General features: G+C 44.2%; 15 protein-coding genes. 13 read left to right on the top strand and 2 right to left on the bottom strand.

The annotated features are described in order from the left end of the window. The first annotated feature begins 47 nt into the window (after positions 1-47). From zwf to AC3RCI_RS24720, 3 genes are all read left to right on the top strand, one after another. Entirely contained in the window at positions 48-1,598 is a 1,551-nt protein-coding gene (gene zwf, locus AC3RCI_RS24730) for a glucose-6-phosphate dehydrogenase (protein WP_127538883.1), read from the top strand. Positions 1,599-1,949: 351 nt separating this feature from the next. Beyond that, on the top strand, positions 1,950-2,348 hold the full coding sequence (locus tag AC3RCI_RS24725; RefSeq protein WP_492472052.1) for a DoxX family protein: 399 nt from the start codon (positions 1,950-1,952) through the stop codon (positions 2,346-2,348). A gap of 344 nt (positions 2,349-2,692) precedes the next feature. Then, positions 2,693-4,273 (top strand): peptide chain release factor 3, encoded by a 1,581-nt coding sequence (locus AC3RCI_RS24720; protein ID WP_095292207.1) that lies wholly within the window; start codon positions 2,693-2,695, stop codon positions 4,271-4,273. A 196-nt stretch (positions 4,274-4,469) separates the two neighbouring features. Here the strand turns inward: AC3RCI_RS24720 and sspI are convergent, their stop codons facing one another. Continuing rightward, positions 4,470-4,703 carry a small acid-soluble spore protein SspI gene (sspI, locus tag AC3RCI_RS24715; protein WP_095292206.1) on the bottom strand — a complete coding sequence of 78 codons (234 nt, stop codon included), beginning with the start codon at positions 4,701-4,703 and terminating at the stop codon, positions 4,470-4,472. Between the two features lie 167 nt (positions 4,704-4,870). On the opposite strand from sspI, the gene AC3RCI_RS24710 reads away from it, so the two are divergent. The 4 genes from AC3RCI_RS24710 (at position 4,871) to AC3RCI_RS24695 (ending at position 7,896) form a co-directional block, all read left to right on the top strand. After that, complete coding sequence (locus AC3RCI_RS24710; RefSeq protein ID WP_127538885.1) at positions 4,871-5,533, top strand: potassium channel family protein; 663 nt, start codon at positions 4,871-4,873, stop codon at positions 5,531-5,533. Positions 5,534-5,585: 52 nt separating this feature from the next. Continuing rightward, positions 5,586-6,374 (top strand): TrmH family RNA methyltransferase, encoded by a 789-nt coding sequence (locus AC3RCI_RS24705; RefSeq protein ID WP_492526805.1) that lies wholly within the window; start codon positions 5,586-5,588, stop codon positions 6,372-6,374. 183 nt (positions 6,375-6,557) lie between these two features. Then, positions 6,558-7,142: a sigma-70 family RNA polymerase sigma factor gene (locus tag AC3RCI_RS24700; RefSeq protein ID WP_492526804.1), complete on the top strand. Its 585-nt coding sequence runs from the start codon at positions 6,558-6,560 to the stop codon at positions 7,140-7,142. Next, on the top strand, positions 7,132-7,896 hold the full coding sequence (locus AC3RCI_RS24695) for a DUF3600 domain-containing protein (RefSeq protein WP_492526803.1): 765 nt from the start codon (positions 7,132-7,134) through the stop codon (positions 7,894-7,896). The genes AC3RCI_RS24700 and AC3RCI_RS24695 overlap by 11 nt, the downstream gene beginning before the upstream one ends. 133 nt (positions 7,897-8,029) lie before the next feature. On the opposite strand, the gene AC3RCI_RS24690 is transcribed toward AC3RCI_RS24695, so the two are convergent. After that, the gene (locus tag AC3RCI_RS24690; RefSeq protein WP_492530001.1) at positions 8,030-8,899 is read right to left on the bottom strand and encodes an AraC family transcriptional regulator; all 870 of its coding nucleotides are present in this window, start codon (positions 8,897-8,899) and stop codon (positions 8,030-8,032) included. A 119-nt stretch (positions 8,900-9,018) separates the two neighbouring features. On the opposite strand from AC3RCI_RS24690, the gene AC3RCI_RS24685 reads away from it, so the two are divergent. The 6 genes from AC3RCI_RS24685 (at position 9,019) to AC3RCI_RS24660 (ending at position 15,531) form a co-directional block, all read left to right on the top strand. After that, a complete protein-coding gene (locus AC3RCI_RS24685; RefSeq protein WP_492526801.1) occupies positions 9,019-10,176 on the top strand; it encodes a Gfo/Idh/MocA family protein in 1,158 nt (385 codons plus the stop codon). A 415-nt stretch (positions 10,177-10,591) separates the two neighbouring features. Continuing rightward, the gene (locus tag AC3RCI_RS24680; RefSeq protein ID WP_492526799.1) at positions 10,592-11,656 is read left to right on the top strand and encodes a nucleotidyl cyclase domain-containing protein; all 1,065 of its coding nucleotides are present in this window, start codon (positions 10,592-10,594) and stop codon (positions 11,654-11,656) included. Positions 11,657-11,671: 15 nt separating this feature from the next. Beyond that, positions 11,672-12,931: a hypothetical protein gene (locus AC3RCI_RS24675; RefSeq protein WP_390587413.1), complete on the top strand. Its 1,260-nt coding sequence runs from the start codon at positions 11,672-11,674 to the stop codon at positions 12,929-12,931. Positions 12,932-12,964: 33 nt separating this feature from the next. Then, on the top strand, positions 12,965-13,996 hold the full coding sequence (locus AC3RCI_RS24670; protein ID WP_492526798.1) for an SAF domain-containing protein: 1,032 nt from the start codon (positions 12,965-12,967) through the stop codon (positions 13,994-13,996). 13 nt (positions 13,997-14,009) lie between these two features. Further along, positions 14,010-14,690 carry a hypothetical protein gene (locus AC3RCI_RS24665; protein WP_390587418.1) on the top strand — a complete coding sequence of 227 codons (681 nt, stop codon included), beginning with the start codon at positions 14,010-14,012 and terminating at the stop codon, positions 14,688-14,690. Position 14,691: 1 nt separating this feature from the next. Further along, the gene (locus AC3RCI_RS24660; protein ID WP_390587420.1) at positions 14,692-15,531 is read left to right on the top strand and encodes a hypothetical protein; all 840 of its coding nucleotides are present in this window, start codon (positions 14,692-14,694) and stop codon (positions 15,529-15,531) included. The last annotated feature ends 1 nt before the right edge of the window (position 15,532 follow it).

The raw sequence follows: 15,532 nt of genomic DNA, 5'->3' as shown, positions 1-15,532 counted from the left end.
GCTCGGGAAGAGCAGAGAAAGAGTCTTCCCGGAAGGAAGAGGAGCCCATGGTCGAAAAACAAATGCGAGATGAAGTGCAGACGCCAGGCGCAGTATTTTTCATTTTTGGAGCAACGGGTGATTTGGCCCGCCGGAAGCTGTTTCCGGCAATCTATAGTCTTTACCGCGAAGGCAAGCTAGCCGAAGACTTTGCGGTTATTGGTGTAGCCAGACGTCCGAGGACACCAGAACAATTCCGGGAAGACATTCATGAATCCATTAAAGAGTTCTGCCGCTATCCGGCAGGTGACCCTGATGAGTGGAATGCGTTTGTCGAACATTTTGAGTATAAATCTCTTGATATTAATAACGTGGATGGCTTCAGAGAGTTACGGGATCAAACAGAAGGTCTGGAAGCGAAGTTTAACACGCCAGGCAACCGGCTGTTTTATCTGGCACTGGCTCCAGAGCTGTTCGGCAGTGTTTCTTATAGTTTACGTGATGGCGGAATGCTGGAGAGCCGAGGCTGGAACCGGCTTGTCATTGAGAAGCCGTTCGGGTATGATCTGCAGTCTGCCGAGCAGTTGAATGAGCAGATCCGCGAGGTGTTCCGTGAAGAGGAAATCTATCGGATTGACCATTATCTGGGCAAGGAAATGGTGCAGAATATTGAAGTGATTCGCTTTGGTAATGCATTTTTTGAGCCGCTCTGGAATAACAAACATATTGCGAATGTTCAAATCACGCTTGGTGAGACCGTTGGTGTGGAGGAACGTGGGGGTTACTACGATCATTCCGGTGCCCTGCGGGATATGGGGCAGAATCATATGCTTCAGATGCTGACAATGATTGCCATGGAGCCGCCAAGCCGTCTATTTCCTGAGGATATTCGGGATGAGAAGGTTAAGGTGCTGCGTTCCTTGCGACCATTTACGTCCGATGAAGAAGTGAGCAATAACGTTGTCCGTGGACAGTATACGGAAGGGGAGTACCGTGGAAAACAGCTTCCGGGATATCGGCAGGAGGACAAGGTTGATCCGGAGTCGAATACCGAGACTTATTTTGCTGCGCGTGTATTCGTGGATAACTTCCGCTGGGCGGGTGTACCTTTTTACATTCGGACAGGCAAACGTCTGCCGGTGAAAACGACCGAGATTGTGGTTGAATTCAAGTCCATGCCGAACAATGTATATCTGGGCAAAAAATATAAACTGGAACCGAATCTGCTCGTCATTCGGGTGAATCCGATGGAAGGCATCTATATTAAAATCAATGCCAAGAAACCGGGCTCGGACTCCGAAATTCAGCCGCTCGCAATGGACTTCTGTCAGAGCTGTATGATCGGAATCAACTCGCCAGAAGCATACGAGCGTCTGCTGCATGATGCAGCAGAAGGGGATTCCACGTACTTCACCCGCTGGGATGAAGTGGCGACGGCATGGTCTTTTGTCGACCGTATTGCTTCCGCATGGGCTGGAAATCATGGAGAACTGCATACGTATCCTGCAGGTACATGGGGACCGGAAGCGACAGGGAAGCTGCTGGAGCAGGATGGTTTCCACTGGTGGCCGGTGAATGGGCAGGACGAAGACAGTGTTATTTGGCAAGTGAACAACTAATCCAGTTAAATCAGGTGTAAAGAAGCCTTGGATAGGACGTGATTGCGCGTTCTTCCGGGCTTTTTTTGCATAGGAGAGAGAAAAGAATAATAAGGAAATAAATAAATAAAAATAAGTTGTTGACAAAAAGTAAGTGAATAACTTATACTCAACTCAAGAGTTAAAGAAATTACGCAAAAAGAAAAAACGGACGAAGGAGTTCTAAGGAGCTCTTCGAACCTATAGATTATTCATGAGATGAAATTTGAACCAGGTGAAGGGGTTACGATCACATTCATGAAGTAAAATTTTCGCATAATATCTTTAATCTAAGAATACCAATTTGTAACTATTTGAATGGAGGAAAAAAACATGTTGGATGTAGGACTTTTGTTGATTCGTTTGGTAATCGGTTTGTCGTTTATGGCTCATGGTGCACAGAAATTGTTTGGTTGGTTCGGGGGTTATGGGATCAAGGGTACAGGTGGATGGTTTGAGTCCATGGGGATGAAGCCTGGTGCACTCGTTGCACTGCTGGCAGGTTTGGCGGAATTCGGTGGCGGCTTGCTGCTGGCTCTGGGTCTGCTGACTCCAGTTGGTGGCATTCTGATTGCACTGACCATGGTGATTGCGATTGTGAAAGTTCATGGTGCGAATGGATACTGGTCTACACAAAACGGATTTGAGTATAATCTTGCGATCCTGGTGATCGGTGTGGCGTTGGCTCTGACCGGTGGAGGACAATACGCACTTGATGTATTGATTTTCTAAGTAAGCTAGGAACGTGAATTAGGAGTACCTGGATGCCAATCTATTGGCTGAAAGGTGCTCTTTTTTTGCGATTGGAAAAGTGAAGAATCCTTTGCAGGTAATCGGTTATTTTCGGTAAAGATTATGGTACAATAGGAGAGTTGGGTAAGAAGCAGGTTAACGGTTTGTTATAGCAGCACAGGAATAGGGAGGATGAACTCCGTTGTAAATGTGTAAAATTAAACCTAATGTGCAAAAATCGAAGGAAACAATCAACCGGTATCGCCGGATTGCATAAAAGATTGAGATCAGACCGGCCAGGCCGGTAATTAACGTTGAATGAACGGATGAAAGGGATAGAACCTATGAGCAAAGCAGATAACATTCTTCAACAGGAAGTGGACAAACGCCGGACGTTTGCCATTATCTCTCACCCGGATGCGGGTAAAACCACATTGACCGAGAAGCTGTTGCTGTTCGGGGGCGCGATTCGTCTCGCCGGTACGGTCAAAGCGCGGAAAGCAAGCAAGCACGCTACAAGTGACTGGATGGAAATCGAGAAACAGCGGGGGATCTCGGTTACTTCTTCCGTCATGCAGTTCGATTATCTGGGTCATCGTGTAAACATTCTGGATACACCGGGTCACCAGGACTTCAGTGAAGATACCTATCGTACACTGACGGCTGCAGACAGTGCAGTCATGTTGATTGACGTGGCCAAAGGTGTCGAGGCACAAACCATCAAGCTGTTCCAGGTTTGTGCGAAGCGCGGCATTCCAATCTTTACGTTCATCAACAAGCTGGACCGTGAAGGACAAAGCCCGTTTGATCTGATGGAAGAGCTCGAAAACGTACTGGGTATTCGCTCCGTACCGATGAACTGGCCAATTGGTACAGGACGCGATCTGTGCGGCGTGTATGACCGGATGAAAAATCAGGTGGAATTGTTCCAAGGGGACGATCACTCCACGATTAAAGTGCAAAAAGTAGACGGCTACGAAGATCCGATTATCCGCGAGATGGCGGGAGAATATCTTCATGATCAGCTGTGTCAGGATCTGGAGCTTCTGGATGTAGCGGGAGACCAATTCGACATGGAGAAGGTACAACGTGGTGAGCTGACCCCGGTATTCTTCGGTAGTGCCATCAACAACTTCGGTGTACAGACATTCCTGGAGAACTTCCTGCAGCTGGCTCCCAAGCCTGAGCCGCGTCACAGCACCGCGGGTGAGATCGAGCCGACGAATGAGAAATTCAGCGGATATGTATTCAAAATCCAAGCAAACATGAACCCGGCACACCGCGACCGTATCGCGTTCCTGCGGATCGTGTCTGGTAAGTTCCAACGGGGGATGAGTGTTAAGCATAACCGTGTGGGAAAAGAGATTAAGCTGTCCCAACCACAGCAATTCCTGGCTCAGGATCGGGATATCGTAGAAGAGGCATATGCTGGCGATATCATCGGATTATTTGACCCGGGTATTTTCCGGATTGGCGATTCACTTAGTCAGGGAAGTGAGGTTGTATTTGATGAAATGCCAACCTTCTCGCCAGAGATTTTTGCCAAAGTAACCGTCAAAAATGCACTGAAACATAAACAGTACCAAAAGGGTATCGACCAGTTGACGGAAGAAGGAACAATCCAGGTGTTCAACACGGTGAGTTTCGATGAAACACTGCTTGGTGTTGTAGGTCAGCTCCAGTTCGAGGTATTTGAATACCGGATGAAAGGCGAGTATGGGGTAGATGTACAGCTGCAGCGTATGCCTTATCAGTTTGCTCGCTGGATCGTGGACGAGAATCTGGATCCAAGCAAATTCCGGATTAACTCTACCCTGGTGAAGGATAAAAAGGGGAATTACGTTGTCCTGTTCGAGAATGAGTACGCAATGAGAACAGCAATGGACAAAAACCCGACTGCTCAATTCCTTGAGACAGCTCCATAAGTTTAGCTTAAAATGAAGCCATTATAATAATGGCAGTAATACAGCAATGATAAAGATCCCTCCGCCTTTTGGCGGGGGGATCTGTTGCTTTGCACCTTACTTCGATGGCAGGTATGATCCAGCCGGATAAGGGAAAGCTTTCTTTTGCAGGCAGAACAAACGTGATGACGGTTACCGATCCCTTTCAATACCTCGATTAGCGAAGCGGTTGAACGGGGATGGTGTGCAGATGCTCCTGCGCGACTTGAATCAACTCATCCTGCTTCGCAGAATCAGTGTTCTTCCAGATCATTTCGAAAATGGCGCCAAGTCCAGGCAATGCGGCTTCCGGTCCATCGACAGAGCCTTCAATCATCTCCCGAAGCTGATCATCACTTTTGTCATGAACTTTATGAACAATCGCTTCACGCAGGCTTAATGTAATTGGCATCGCAATTCCCTCCTCGTATATTCGGCTGCTCCTATACTGTTCCCTGGGAAGCGTGAGCGCATTCAAGTTTATCCGGCTTTGTGGTATACTACGAAGGATATTTAAGTAAGCATTGACATCTGAAAGGATGCGCAAGAGCTGAAGTGCAGCGGGAGGTTAAGACCCTAATGGCTAAGAAACAGTATGCCGTAATTGGCATGGGGCGGTTCGGATCAAGTGTGGCCAATGCGCTGAGTGGTATGGGATTCGACGTACTGGCAATTGATGCGGACGAGCAGCGGACCCAGGAAATGTCCAATGTGGTGACTCATGCTGTATCGGCAGATTCAACAGATGAAGAAGCGCTGCGTGCGCTGGGTATACGAAATTTTGACGTTGTCGTTGTGGCAATCGGTGAAGATATTCAGGCGAGCATTTTGACGACCCTGATTTTGAAAGATATGGGTGTACCGGTTCTGATCGTTAAGGCACAGAATGAGCTGCATGGTAAAGTGCTGCAAAAGATTGGAGCGGACAAGGTCATTTACCCTGAGCGGGATATGGGGCTCCGGGTAGCCCATCATTTGACCTCCCCTAACATACTGGATTACATTGAGTTGTCTGAGGATTACAGCATTTTGGAGATGAGAGCTTCCGAACAAATGATTGGTAAAAACCTGTTGGAGCTTAACATTCGTGCACGTTTCGGTTGTAACGTGATGGCAATTCGCAGCGGGAATTCCATGAATATCTCTCCGTATGCCGAGGATCGGATTGAAGCTGGGGATGTATTGATCATAGTGGGCCACAAAGACCATTTGACGAAAATGGAGCTCGCCTATCCGAAGTGATCTCTCGGAGTCACCCGGAGTAAATTGAACGGCAGACGGGAAGGATGGAAAGATGGATATCGTATCACCGCAAAATACACGTGTGAAGGAATGGGCACAACTGCTGGAGAAGAAGCACCGTACCCGTCAGCATAAATATATCATTGAAGGCATTCACCTGGTACAGGAGGCGCTGCGTGCGCAAGCTGATCTGGAATGCATTGTCTACGATGGGGAACAAGGTGTGCCTACTGAACTGGCGGGACTCGAAGGACCGCTTCAGCGAATAGAATGGATCAGCGTATCGCCGGCTGTGATTGCCAAATGTACGGATACGATGACACCGCAGCCTGTTTTTGCCGTTGTTCGTAAAGGTCGTGAGCGGCTGGAAAGCCTGCTCTCTGAAGAGCGTGGGCTTGTTGTGGTGCTGGATGGGGTGCAGGACCCAGGTAATGTGGGGACAATCATTCGCAGTGCTGACGCAGCTGGAGCCGCCGGTGTGGTGCTTGGTGCAGGCTCTGCCGACGTGTATAATCCGAAGACGATTCGTTCAACGATGGGATCCTTGTTTCATTTGCCCATTGTGGAAGGGCAGCTCGAATCTTTGCTTCCGGAAGCGAAAGCAGCGGGCGTGAAGCTCGTAAGTACTTCTTTGCAGGCAGAGTATTCGTGTTATAGCTATGATTTTACTCAATCCGTTTGGCTTGTGATCGGCAATGAAGGCAAGGGGATATCCGAGTCTACGGCAAGGCTTGTGGATGACGCGATTACGATACCGATGCAGGGACAAGCTGAATCGTTGAATGCCGCAATGGCAGCTACGATTTTGATGTTCGAAGCGATGAGACAGCGGATGGTTTAGCTTATATATCGGTAAATAGTAAGTACGATATAGAACAAGGATTCAAGAAAAACAAATTAAGCTTATTCCTACTGTGAGAGATAGGGATGAGCTTTTTTGTTATAAAATAGAAAGTTAATAAAAAAATCGAACGAAATCCTTCCCGTATACCAATATATAGTGTGAAGAGGAGAGGGGATGCGGATGAGTGAGCAAGAAAAGTACATAGAACTTGTGGAGCTAACTCGCGCTGGTGACGATGAGGCGTATGGAGAATTGTATGAGCAAACGGTAACGGATGTGTATCGGACGGTTCGCTTTCTCATTAAAGATGCATCTGATGCTGAAGATCTGGTGCAGGAGATATACATTCAAGCATATCGGTCGTTGGAACGGTATGATTCAAATCGGGATTTTCGGCCTTGGTTAATGGGAGTTACGATGCGACAGGTGCAGAATTATCGGCGCAGGAGATTAATGCAATTTCGGTTCAACCAACGGGTTGAGAGAATGGACATGGGGATGGAAATTGATTTTGCCGGGGATCTGATTAACAAGCTTGCCAATCGACCTCTACTAGAGCATGTTCGCCGTTTGCCGTATAAGCTGCAGCAGGTAATTACTCTCCACTATTTGAGCGAGCATACGCAAGAGGAGATTGCAATAATTCTGGATATACCTTTAGGTACAGTTAAGTCCCGGATTCACGCTGCTCTGACCAAGCTGCGCCAAAAACAGAAGATGAGATCCGAACTTGGAGGAAAGGTGGAGGAACTACATGAAACTTGATGAGCAGTTAAGACATGCCTACAGGAACGAGACTGAAGAGTGGGGAATTCCAGAAAGGACCAAAGGTGCGATTTTGGATAAGATACGCAGTTATCCCTATCGCCGAAGCAATCGAAATAAATGGATAGTTGCCGCACTGCTTACCGCTGTGTTAGTTGTTCCTACTGGAGCATATGCAGGATATACCTACTTAGCGGATGATATCTATGGTTCACAGGAGAATATCGCGAACATGGGAGGAACACCAGAAGAATACGCGAGGCTCGAAGCCAAGCTGCAGACAGCCAAGGCCCATTTTAATCAAGAAGAATTTGTTCAGTATATGGATTTGTTAAAACAACTGGGGCAATTGACCCTAGAACACGCGGACGAGCAAGGGAGAATGCATCCTGAACAGTGGAGTGATGCAGACCAAAAGCAATATGCCTTTCTCGAGAGTGAACTGGAACCACTTTTTGAAAAGCTGGAAACCGTATCAGAAGATTCATCGAAGACCTTGTTGGATCCAGATCAATTCTGGAACGAGCAGCTGGCACAGGCTGAAAAGACATTTAATAAAGAGCAATGGGTTGAGTTTAAATTATTGTATGAACAGATGAAGCAGTATGAAGACCAAGTGACGGACAAATATGGTGTGATTCACGAGCAGCGACTGTCCGCAAAACAGAAGGATGAGCTGGATCGGATCAGAGAGAAACTCTACAACTATCTGGAGAAGCTAGGACTTGAAATCAGGGAATCTAATAAGGAATAGTGGGAAGAATCTGAACACGGCTTGTAACCTTAATCTGACATTCAAATATGATTTGGATACAATCGTTCCAAAAATGAATGAGTGAAGGCGGAGGGCATGTTCCTTCGCTTTTTTGGGTGTACGGATTATGAATTCATGCTCTCCCTTGTACGTTCAGCCGATATTGATGCGGAGTTGTACCTGTAACGGAACGGAATACTTTGCAGAAGTAGGAGGGCGTGGACATGCCTACACGATGACCGATTTCCGGGACGCTGTATGAATTACGGGCAAGTAATACGCAAGCGTGACGAATACGGGTAGCTTGAGTATAGGCGACAATGGTCGTTCCCGTGGCCTTTTTAAATACATGAGACAGATGATAAAGAGAAATGTGCAGTTCTGCAGCGAGATCTTTGAGTTGAAAGGGTTCATGGTAATGCTCCTCAATCCACTTCATGATGGCTTCAGCGTGAGGATGAAGGAGACTGTTGAAGGTTGGACGCACGGGTTGGGAGAGGGCATGCTTGTCTTCTTCCCATATGTATTGAATCTGTACGAGCAGGTTCAGTAAAAAGAGCCGGGCAGCCTCCTCTTCTCCTTCTCCATGGAGTCCGTTGAGATGAATCTGCGCGAACTGTTCCATAGATTGCACCAGCATGGAAGAAGAAGGAAGAGTGAAAGGGGCAATAGGTGAAGGTTGTCCCAGAAACTCCTGTACAAAATGATGAGTAGCCGTAAAATACCGCCAGGTTTCCTTCAGCACATCCAGATCATACATAAGTACACTACGGACAAAAGGATGCTCATCCGTAACCTGAATCTGTACCTGATGCAGCTGAAAAGGACGGAAAATCATCAGTGTACCCGGTTTAAGCGGAAAAGCTTGTCCTTCCGTAATTAACTGGCCATACCCATCATGAATGTAGGTCACTTCCATTTGGGCATGGGCATGAAATATTTCACGAAAAGTCGTGGTGGATGTACGTCGGCAAGCCAGATCGAATTGCTCCTTGTCTAACATGGACAATGCCTATTCCTCCCTCAACATGAGCACAAGATCCTTTTATTTTAACACAAGATACACGCATAAAAGCGCTTAATAATTGTGTATTGTGAAAGGAACAAGGGAGGTATGTTCAGATGTTAAAGGTAGCGATTATTGGAGCCGGTGCAATTAGTGGAGCACATATCTCAGCCTATTTGGCCTTTCCCGATCGATGTCAGATTGTTGCTGTGGTTGACATGTACCCTGAAAAAGCACAGAAACGAATTAATGAACATGGACTGGAGAATGCACAGGCAGTAGCGGATTATAAAGAATTGCTGAGCCAGAATATTGATGTGGTCTCTGTCTGTACTCCGCCGTATACACATGCTCCCATTGCATGTGACTTTTTACTTGCCGGTGCTAACGTGCTGGTGGAAAAACCGATGGCTTCCTCACTGGAAGAAGCAGACCAGATGCTGAAAGCAGCCGAACAGAGCGGCAAACTTCTGTCGGTCGTGGCACAGAATCGGTTCACTACACCGATGATGAAGCTTAAGGGCGTGCTGGACAGTAAGCTGATGGGCCCGATAGTACATGTTCAGGTGGATTCATTCTGGTGGCGGGGTCATAACTATTATGATCTATGGTGGCGTGGGACGTGGGAAAAAGAAGGCGGAGGCTGTACGCTTAATCATGCTGTACATCATATTGATGCCATGCTCTGGATGATGGGTCCACCCGTGGAACTGCAGGCCATGATGGCCAATACATCGCATGATAATGCTGAAGTGGAAGATGTGTCGATGGCCATGCTTCGGTTCCGTGAAGGGGCACTTGGCATGATCACGAGTTCCGTCGTACATCACGGAGAAGAGCAGCAGTTAATTTTTCAAGGTAAAGAAGCCCGGGTATCTGCACCGTGGAAAGTGGTTGCCTCAACGGCACGTAGTAATGGATTTCCAGAGCCAAATCCGGAGCTGGAACAGCAGATACAGCAGAAGGCTGACGCGTTACCGGATGTCCTTCACTTCGGTCACGCTGGTCAGGTCGAGAATGTGCTAAACGCCATCGAGATCGGATCACCGCTTCTGGTGGATGGACGGAGTGGGCGGAATACACTTGAACTGATTGTAGGCATTTATAAATCCGCGAGTACGGGGGAGAAAGTTACCTTTCCTCTGGAATCAGGCGATGCGTTCTACACACGCGAAGGTATAATGCAGCATGCGGTGCACTTTTATGAAAAGAAGACGGCAGTGGAGAACTTCGAGGATCTGAGCATTACGCTGGGGACCCAGTTGAAGTCATAACTCAAAGTTGTTTATAAATAATTACAGATATACACCCTAAGCTACCAGATCATTAGATCAGGTAGCTTTCTTTTTAAACTTTGAATTTCTAGTAGCCTATAAACCTAGTAATAAATTCAAATGGAAATAAAAAAGGAAATTAATTTTAAGGGTATTATGCATGACTAGGACTTCCGCGAAAAATAGGGACTATATTCGTGGGTATTTTTGGGTGAAAAAAACAAAAAAATGTTGTAAAATTGCCGAAATAAGGCTATTATTTAATCTGCTGTTACTTATTTATCCATAATATAGGCATTAAGAATCATTTTGTTTGTATTCCACTCTAAATATAGTTGGAAAAAAAGAAAAGAAAATTTGGAAAAGTAAATTCATGAATTTTACATGATATCTAGAAAGTGGGTTGTTTAGCTGTATGGGTGATCTGGAAAAGTTAGTTTTTGGGTTCATGCTGATGATAAATATTGTTTTATTTTTCATCGGTTTACTGATGTATAGGAAATGGCGAAATCCGACATATCTAAAACTTTTAGGAGCTTTTTCTTTAATGGTTCCTGCAAACGTGGGAATGGCATTAGTACCTCAAAAGCTCATGTTCACGTATATGTTTTTTTTATCTCTATATGCAGCCGGAATGGTCGTTACTCAAATTGGAATATTTAGGCTGTACTATATTAAACGCACAGACAAGCTTTTCGTACATATGGGTGCAACAGCTCTCACTTTAATCACTGCTGCAATGTCTTTGTTCCTCCCTGTACAAATGAGCTCTTTTTTATTATTTCTCTCCGTTGTTGGAGTGACACTATACACACTCATCAAAATTTTTCCGGATGTCGGGATAAACCCCAAATACTTCATGGTTACAATTCTTTTTGCGATACAGCTGTTATTACATTTGTCGGGTGCTTTCACTGGATATGAGATGTTGGCAGAATTGAGTCTGGTTTTTAGTGTTTTTGCTAGCTTTGTTGTATTCATAATGATCTTCGAAAAGATTATTGGAGTTATGCAGGCTGCTACATACAACTCAACACGGGATGAAGCAACTGGCTTATTTACACAAAAACATTTTATTCATCAGGCCAATCAAGCCTTATCAAGGGGTAAAAACGCAGGAGTTATTTACATAGAAATACAAAATTCATCTCATGATTTCTCAGAGGAATCGTTTAGGCGAGCGGGAAGAGCAGTGGGTCGTGCTTTGGAGGGCAGTGGGTTTGCGGGACGATATCAAGGCGATACAATTGTTGCCCTTATCACTAATGTTTCTGTTTCCTTAGCTGACTTGGCTAATTCAATAAAGATGAAGATCGATGTAGAAGCCTCAAGTGCTGTTCTTATTGGTTACATCGACATAAAACCGGAGTTTACTTTGGATGATCACATCCTTGAAGCGAAAGAAGGCGCTATTCGAACGAAGCAAAGCGGACTTAATAGAATCTTTGATCTAGATAAAAGTAAAATATTAGCGGATTAATTGGAGGCAATCACATTGAATGCGGTTATCATTTCCAGTAAAGCTTCTACCTTAGTACATGACGCCATAGGAAATACAGATGTTAGTTTTGAGAAAGTAGGCCGCTTTGAGAGTGGACAGTTTATTGAGTTTTGTGAAGCTGTAGCCAGGATCAATATAAGTGCCTTTATTACTGATTTGGATAGTACAGACTCGCAGACTTTTCTACGTGGAATTAGTCAATACCGAACAGTGCGTCCAAATACCAGAATTATAGTCATTGCTCTTGACCGTTATGAGGATGATGGAATAGTTCATGAACTAGCAGATATGGGAATTAATGTTGTGACCACCTCCCCAGGTACGAAGTCAAAATCTATTATTCCAGCCCTGCGTAATCTATTGCCGAATCAAAGCGAGGGGACAGGAAGTCCATCAACGGATTGGGAATCAACAGATTCTGAGCTTGAAAAAATAAAGGACCGTATTTATCGCTATACCGCTAAGTTAACCTCTGGAGGTAGTTTTGACTCATCAGATGTAATGGATCTGGAGCTTCCTGATGTGCCAATTCAAGAGAGGATCGTTCTGAAAGATAGAATCATTGGAACAATTTTAGTAGCGGTAATGGGTGTCGAGTCCAAGGTAGGTTCAACTCATCAAAGTATACTGATTGCCAACTATCTTAAACGAAAAGGATACTCGGTAGGACTTGTAGAGGCTAATAGTTCCAATGATTTTACAAGTATTGAGAACGCATATGAAGGAACTCAGGATTTCAAAAGCAACAATATTCACTTCTCTATTGAAGGTGTAGAGTATTACAAGAATAACAACAAGCTAGATATTAATCATCTAATCACGGCAGGTCATGACTATTTAATTTTAGATATTGGTAGCTTTGAAGAAAGTGACTGGAGCAAAGAGTTCTACAGAGCAAGCGTTAATATTGTCCTAGGTGCTGGTAGTGAGTGGCGACAAGGGAAAATTAGAAGGTTTAGAGACCTACATAAGAAGATGGATCAGTCGAACTGGGTGTACTGTGTACCATTTGTTGAAAATATCAGCATTCAAGATATACGGAAAGATCTTCCTGGTAATCTTGTGTATCGGATTCCCCCACATGCAGATCCATATAAACATCAAGGGGATACAGACTCAGTATTAAATAAGTTGATGAAGAGCTACATGGGAGATACTAAGAAAATATCATCAAAAGCATTATTGTACGGTGTTCTCGGACTGTGCATTGTTATCATTATTGTTCTGGCCGTGTTATTGGTTGTAAACATTTAAGTTTAAACTTGTTCGATTGTGAGGGATTCGTTAATGTCTAAGATTCGTTTTAGGCAGAAGCAATTGCTTCTGTCCGCTTCCATTGGTGGCGCTATTATTCTATTTATTTGTGTTATCGCTGGATATTTCATAATTAACTATATTCAAGGTAGATATGTCGAACGAACAATTCAGATTGAGCAGCAGCTTCAGGATGCGCAGAAGAAGTTGAATGAAGATAAAATGAGAGTCATGGTACTGAATGATAACCATATTGCTGGGGATCTAATAACAGAAGATGATGTAAGTTCACTTGTTGTCCCGGTCAGTACGGTACCACAAAATACTGCAGAGCAAGCCGACATTGTGGGCAAAAGGATAAAGATTGATCTCCAAAAGAATTCTATTATTACTCAACCAATGTTGTTTGAAGATGGAATAACGCCTAAAGATCTGAGAAACCAAGAGTTTAGTCTAGTACAGCTTCCGTTGAAGCTGAAAAAGGATGATTTTGTAGATGTGCGAATTCGCTTTCCAACAGGTCAGGATTACATAGTACTCTCGAAGAAAAAAGTAGACGACTTAAATAATGGAACAATATGGTACGAAATGAATGAGAAAGAGATTTTGACGATGTCGAGCGCTATTGTAGATGCTTATATTAATGATGCTTCTATCTACGCATTAAGTTATGTAGACCCATACATGCAAGATGGCGCAGTTACCAATTATCCTTCCAATCCGAAAGTGCTCGATCTCATTGAATCCAATCCAAATATTGTTGGAGTAGCAACGACAGCCTTAGAACGGCGTGTACGGGCAAAATTGGAGCAAGATCTTCAATCGATGAGTGATGAAGATCGGCAAAAGTATATCAGTGGGCGAAATACAACGGAGATGAATTCTGGGGAGTACATTACTGAGTCGGAAGGACAAGGTAATACGCCAACAACTCCACAGGATAACTCTCTTATGAATGATAACTCAACAGACTTGAGTCAGCAAAATAGTGGAAATGAACCCAATGCAACTTCAGACTCAGGTGGTATTTTCAAAGATAGCAATATACGTGAACCTGGACAGTAATAAGGAGACCGAGATGAAGCAAATACTTGTTATAGGACATTACGATAAAACGGACTTTATGATGTACCTTGGTAAAATGTTGTCGATGGATCATCGGGTTCTGCTTGTAGACGCAACTAGTAATAACGATTATGAATTTGCATTCCCTAAAATTGACCAATCTCTCACTATGCACACACATGATCAATTTGATGTACTGGAAGGCATCCATTCTTACAATGACCTTAGGAGCAATCTTGAAGAAGAGTATGATTTTTTATTAATAGATTGTAATGATGAGGCTGCATTGGCCGAATGGCCAGAAGTAGATTTTGTGTATCTCGTGACATCATATGAGAATCCTGTAATCCAGAAAAATGTTAACCTTATGCACGCCTACTTCCAGCGAGAAAAGTTATCCTCCTTGAACCTCCCGGTTACCAAGGTTATCTATGAAGTCAGTAATCATTTGGACGAGAAATATATAAATAGTCTGCTGGATGATCTGTCGTTATCGTGGAAAGAAAGTTTGGTATATTACCCGGATGATCGGGATCAAACGCTGAAGATCATCAATCAATATAAAAGTACAGTGATGGTCAAGCGAATGTCCAGCTCCTACAAGTTAGTCATCAAACAAGCGATAGAACTCATTCTAGGCTTAGAAACGTCAAAAGTTAACGCATTATGGAAGCGGGCCGAAAGGAGTAATTAGCATGAGTAAAATTGCATTATGGGGCATGCAGCATGGTTTAGGCGTGACCAGTGCTACCGCTGCTTTGGCTGCATTTATTGGGTTAGAGTACGATGTGAGAACCTTGGTGTCACAGCCACAGCGTACGGATGGTGACATTGAGCGCTTCTTCAACAGAACAATCAATCAATATAACAGGCAATTTTTTGCCATAGGTGGCATGGGCCTCGATTCTCTGGAACGTGTTGCGAAGAGCAGCAAACTTGAGCGAGACAGTGTTAAAAATTACACCTTAATGGTTGAACGTAATCGTCTGGATCTTCTCTGGGGAAGTGAGAGACTCAATCGACCTCAACAAGGCTCAATTGAAGCTGTAAACATGGTATTTCGCATGGCAGCAGAGTACTATGGGATCTCGCTTTTGGATGCACGGAGCGGACAGGACAATGATGTTTCTAACAGTCTCATTAACGATGCAGATTTGGTCGTTATCTGTGTAAATCAAAATGTGAGTGTACTAGAAAAGTATTTCGATAATCAAAGAAAGTATTGGCCAGAGGTGCTAGAACAAAAGCAGCACCTCCTTCTCATGACACAGTATGATCCCTTATCCAAATATAAAATAAAAAATATTGCTAATAAATATAGGTTTAAGTCACCGATTTTGACTATTCCATATAATACGAGTTTCAGAGATCATTTGAATGATGGAGATATTAAAAGTTTCTTTTCAAAGAATCAATATATTAGCAGCAATCATGAAAATTATTTCTTCATACAGGAAGTTAGCCGCGCAGCGAAAACAATACTGCATGAGATTGGCATCAACACCAAACTGAAACGAATTGAAAGAGGGAGTTAGG

The sequence above is a fragment of the Paenibacillus sp. MT124 genome, from assembly GCF_058792755.1.
Note: the sequence above shows the minus strand (reverse complement) of the source record. Positions and strands in the feature narration are given on the sequence as shown.

Bases quoted from the DNA above. Each gene is read 5' to 3' on its own strand.
- AC3RCI_RS24665 (WP_390587418.1), top strand. From the start codon at position 14,010: ATGAAGCAAATACTTGTTATAGGACATTACGATAAAACGGACTTTATG.
- AC3RCI_RS24660 (WP_390587420.1), top strand. From the start codon at position 14,692: ATGAGTAAAATTGCATTATGGGGCATGCAGCATGGTTTAGGCGTGACC.
- AC3RCI_RS24690 (WP_492530001.1), bottom strand. From the start codon at position 8,899: ATGTTAGACAAGGAGCAATTCGATCTGGCTTGCCGACGTACATCCACC.
- AC3RCI_RS24670 (WP_492526798.1), top strand. From the start codon at position 12,965: ATGTCTAAGATTCGTTTTAGGCAGAAGCAATTGCTTCTGTCCGCTTCC.
- AC3RCI_RS24695 (WP_492526803.1), top strand. From the start codon at position 7,132: ATGAAACTTGATGAGCAGTTAAGACATGCCTACAGGAACGAGACTGAA.
- zwf (WP_127538883.1), top strand. From the start codon at position 48: ATGGTCGAAAAACAAATGCGAGATGAAGTGCAGACGCCAGGCGCAGTA.
- AC3RCI_RS24700 (WP_492526804.1), top strand. From the start codon at position 6,558: ATGAGTGAGCAAGAAAAGTACATAGAACTTGTGGAGCTAACTCGCGCT.
- AC3RCI_RS24705 (WP_492526805.1), top strand. From the start codon at position 5,586: ATGGATATCGTATCACCGCAAAATACACGTGTGAAGGAATGGGCACAA.
- AC3RCI_RS24685 (WP_492526801.1), top strand. From the start codon at position 9,019: ATGTTAAAGGTAGCGATTATTGGAGCCGGTGCAATTAGTGGAGCACAT.
- sspI (WP_095292206.1), bottom strand. From the start codon at position 4,703: ATGCCAATTACATTAAGCCTGCGTGAAGCGATTGTTCATAAAGTTCAT.
- AC3RCI_RS24680 (WP_492526799.1), top strand. From the start codon at position 10,592: ATGGGTGATCTGGAAAAGTTAGTTTTTGGGTTCATGCTGATGATAAAT.
- AC3RCI_RS24720 (WP_095292207.1), top strand. From the start codon at position 2,693: ATGAGCAAAGCAGATAACATTCTTCAACAGGAAGTGGACAAACGCCGG.
- AC3RCI_RS24710 (WP_127538885.1), top strand. From the start codon at position 4,871: ATGGCTAAGAAACAGTATGCCGTAATTGGCATGGGGCGGTTCGGATCA.
- AC3RCI_RS24725 (WP_492472052.1), top strand. From the start codon at position 1,950: ATGTTGGATGTAGGACTTTTGTTGATTCGTTTGGTAATCGGTTTGTCG.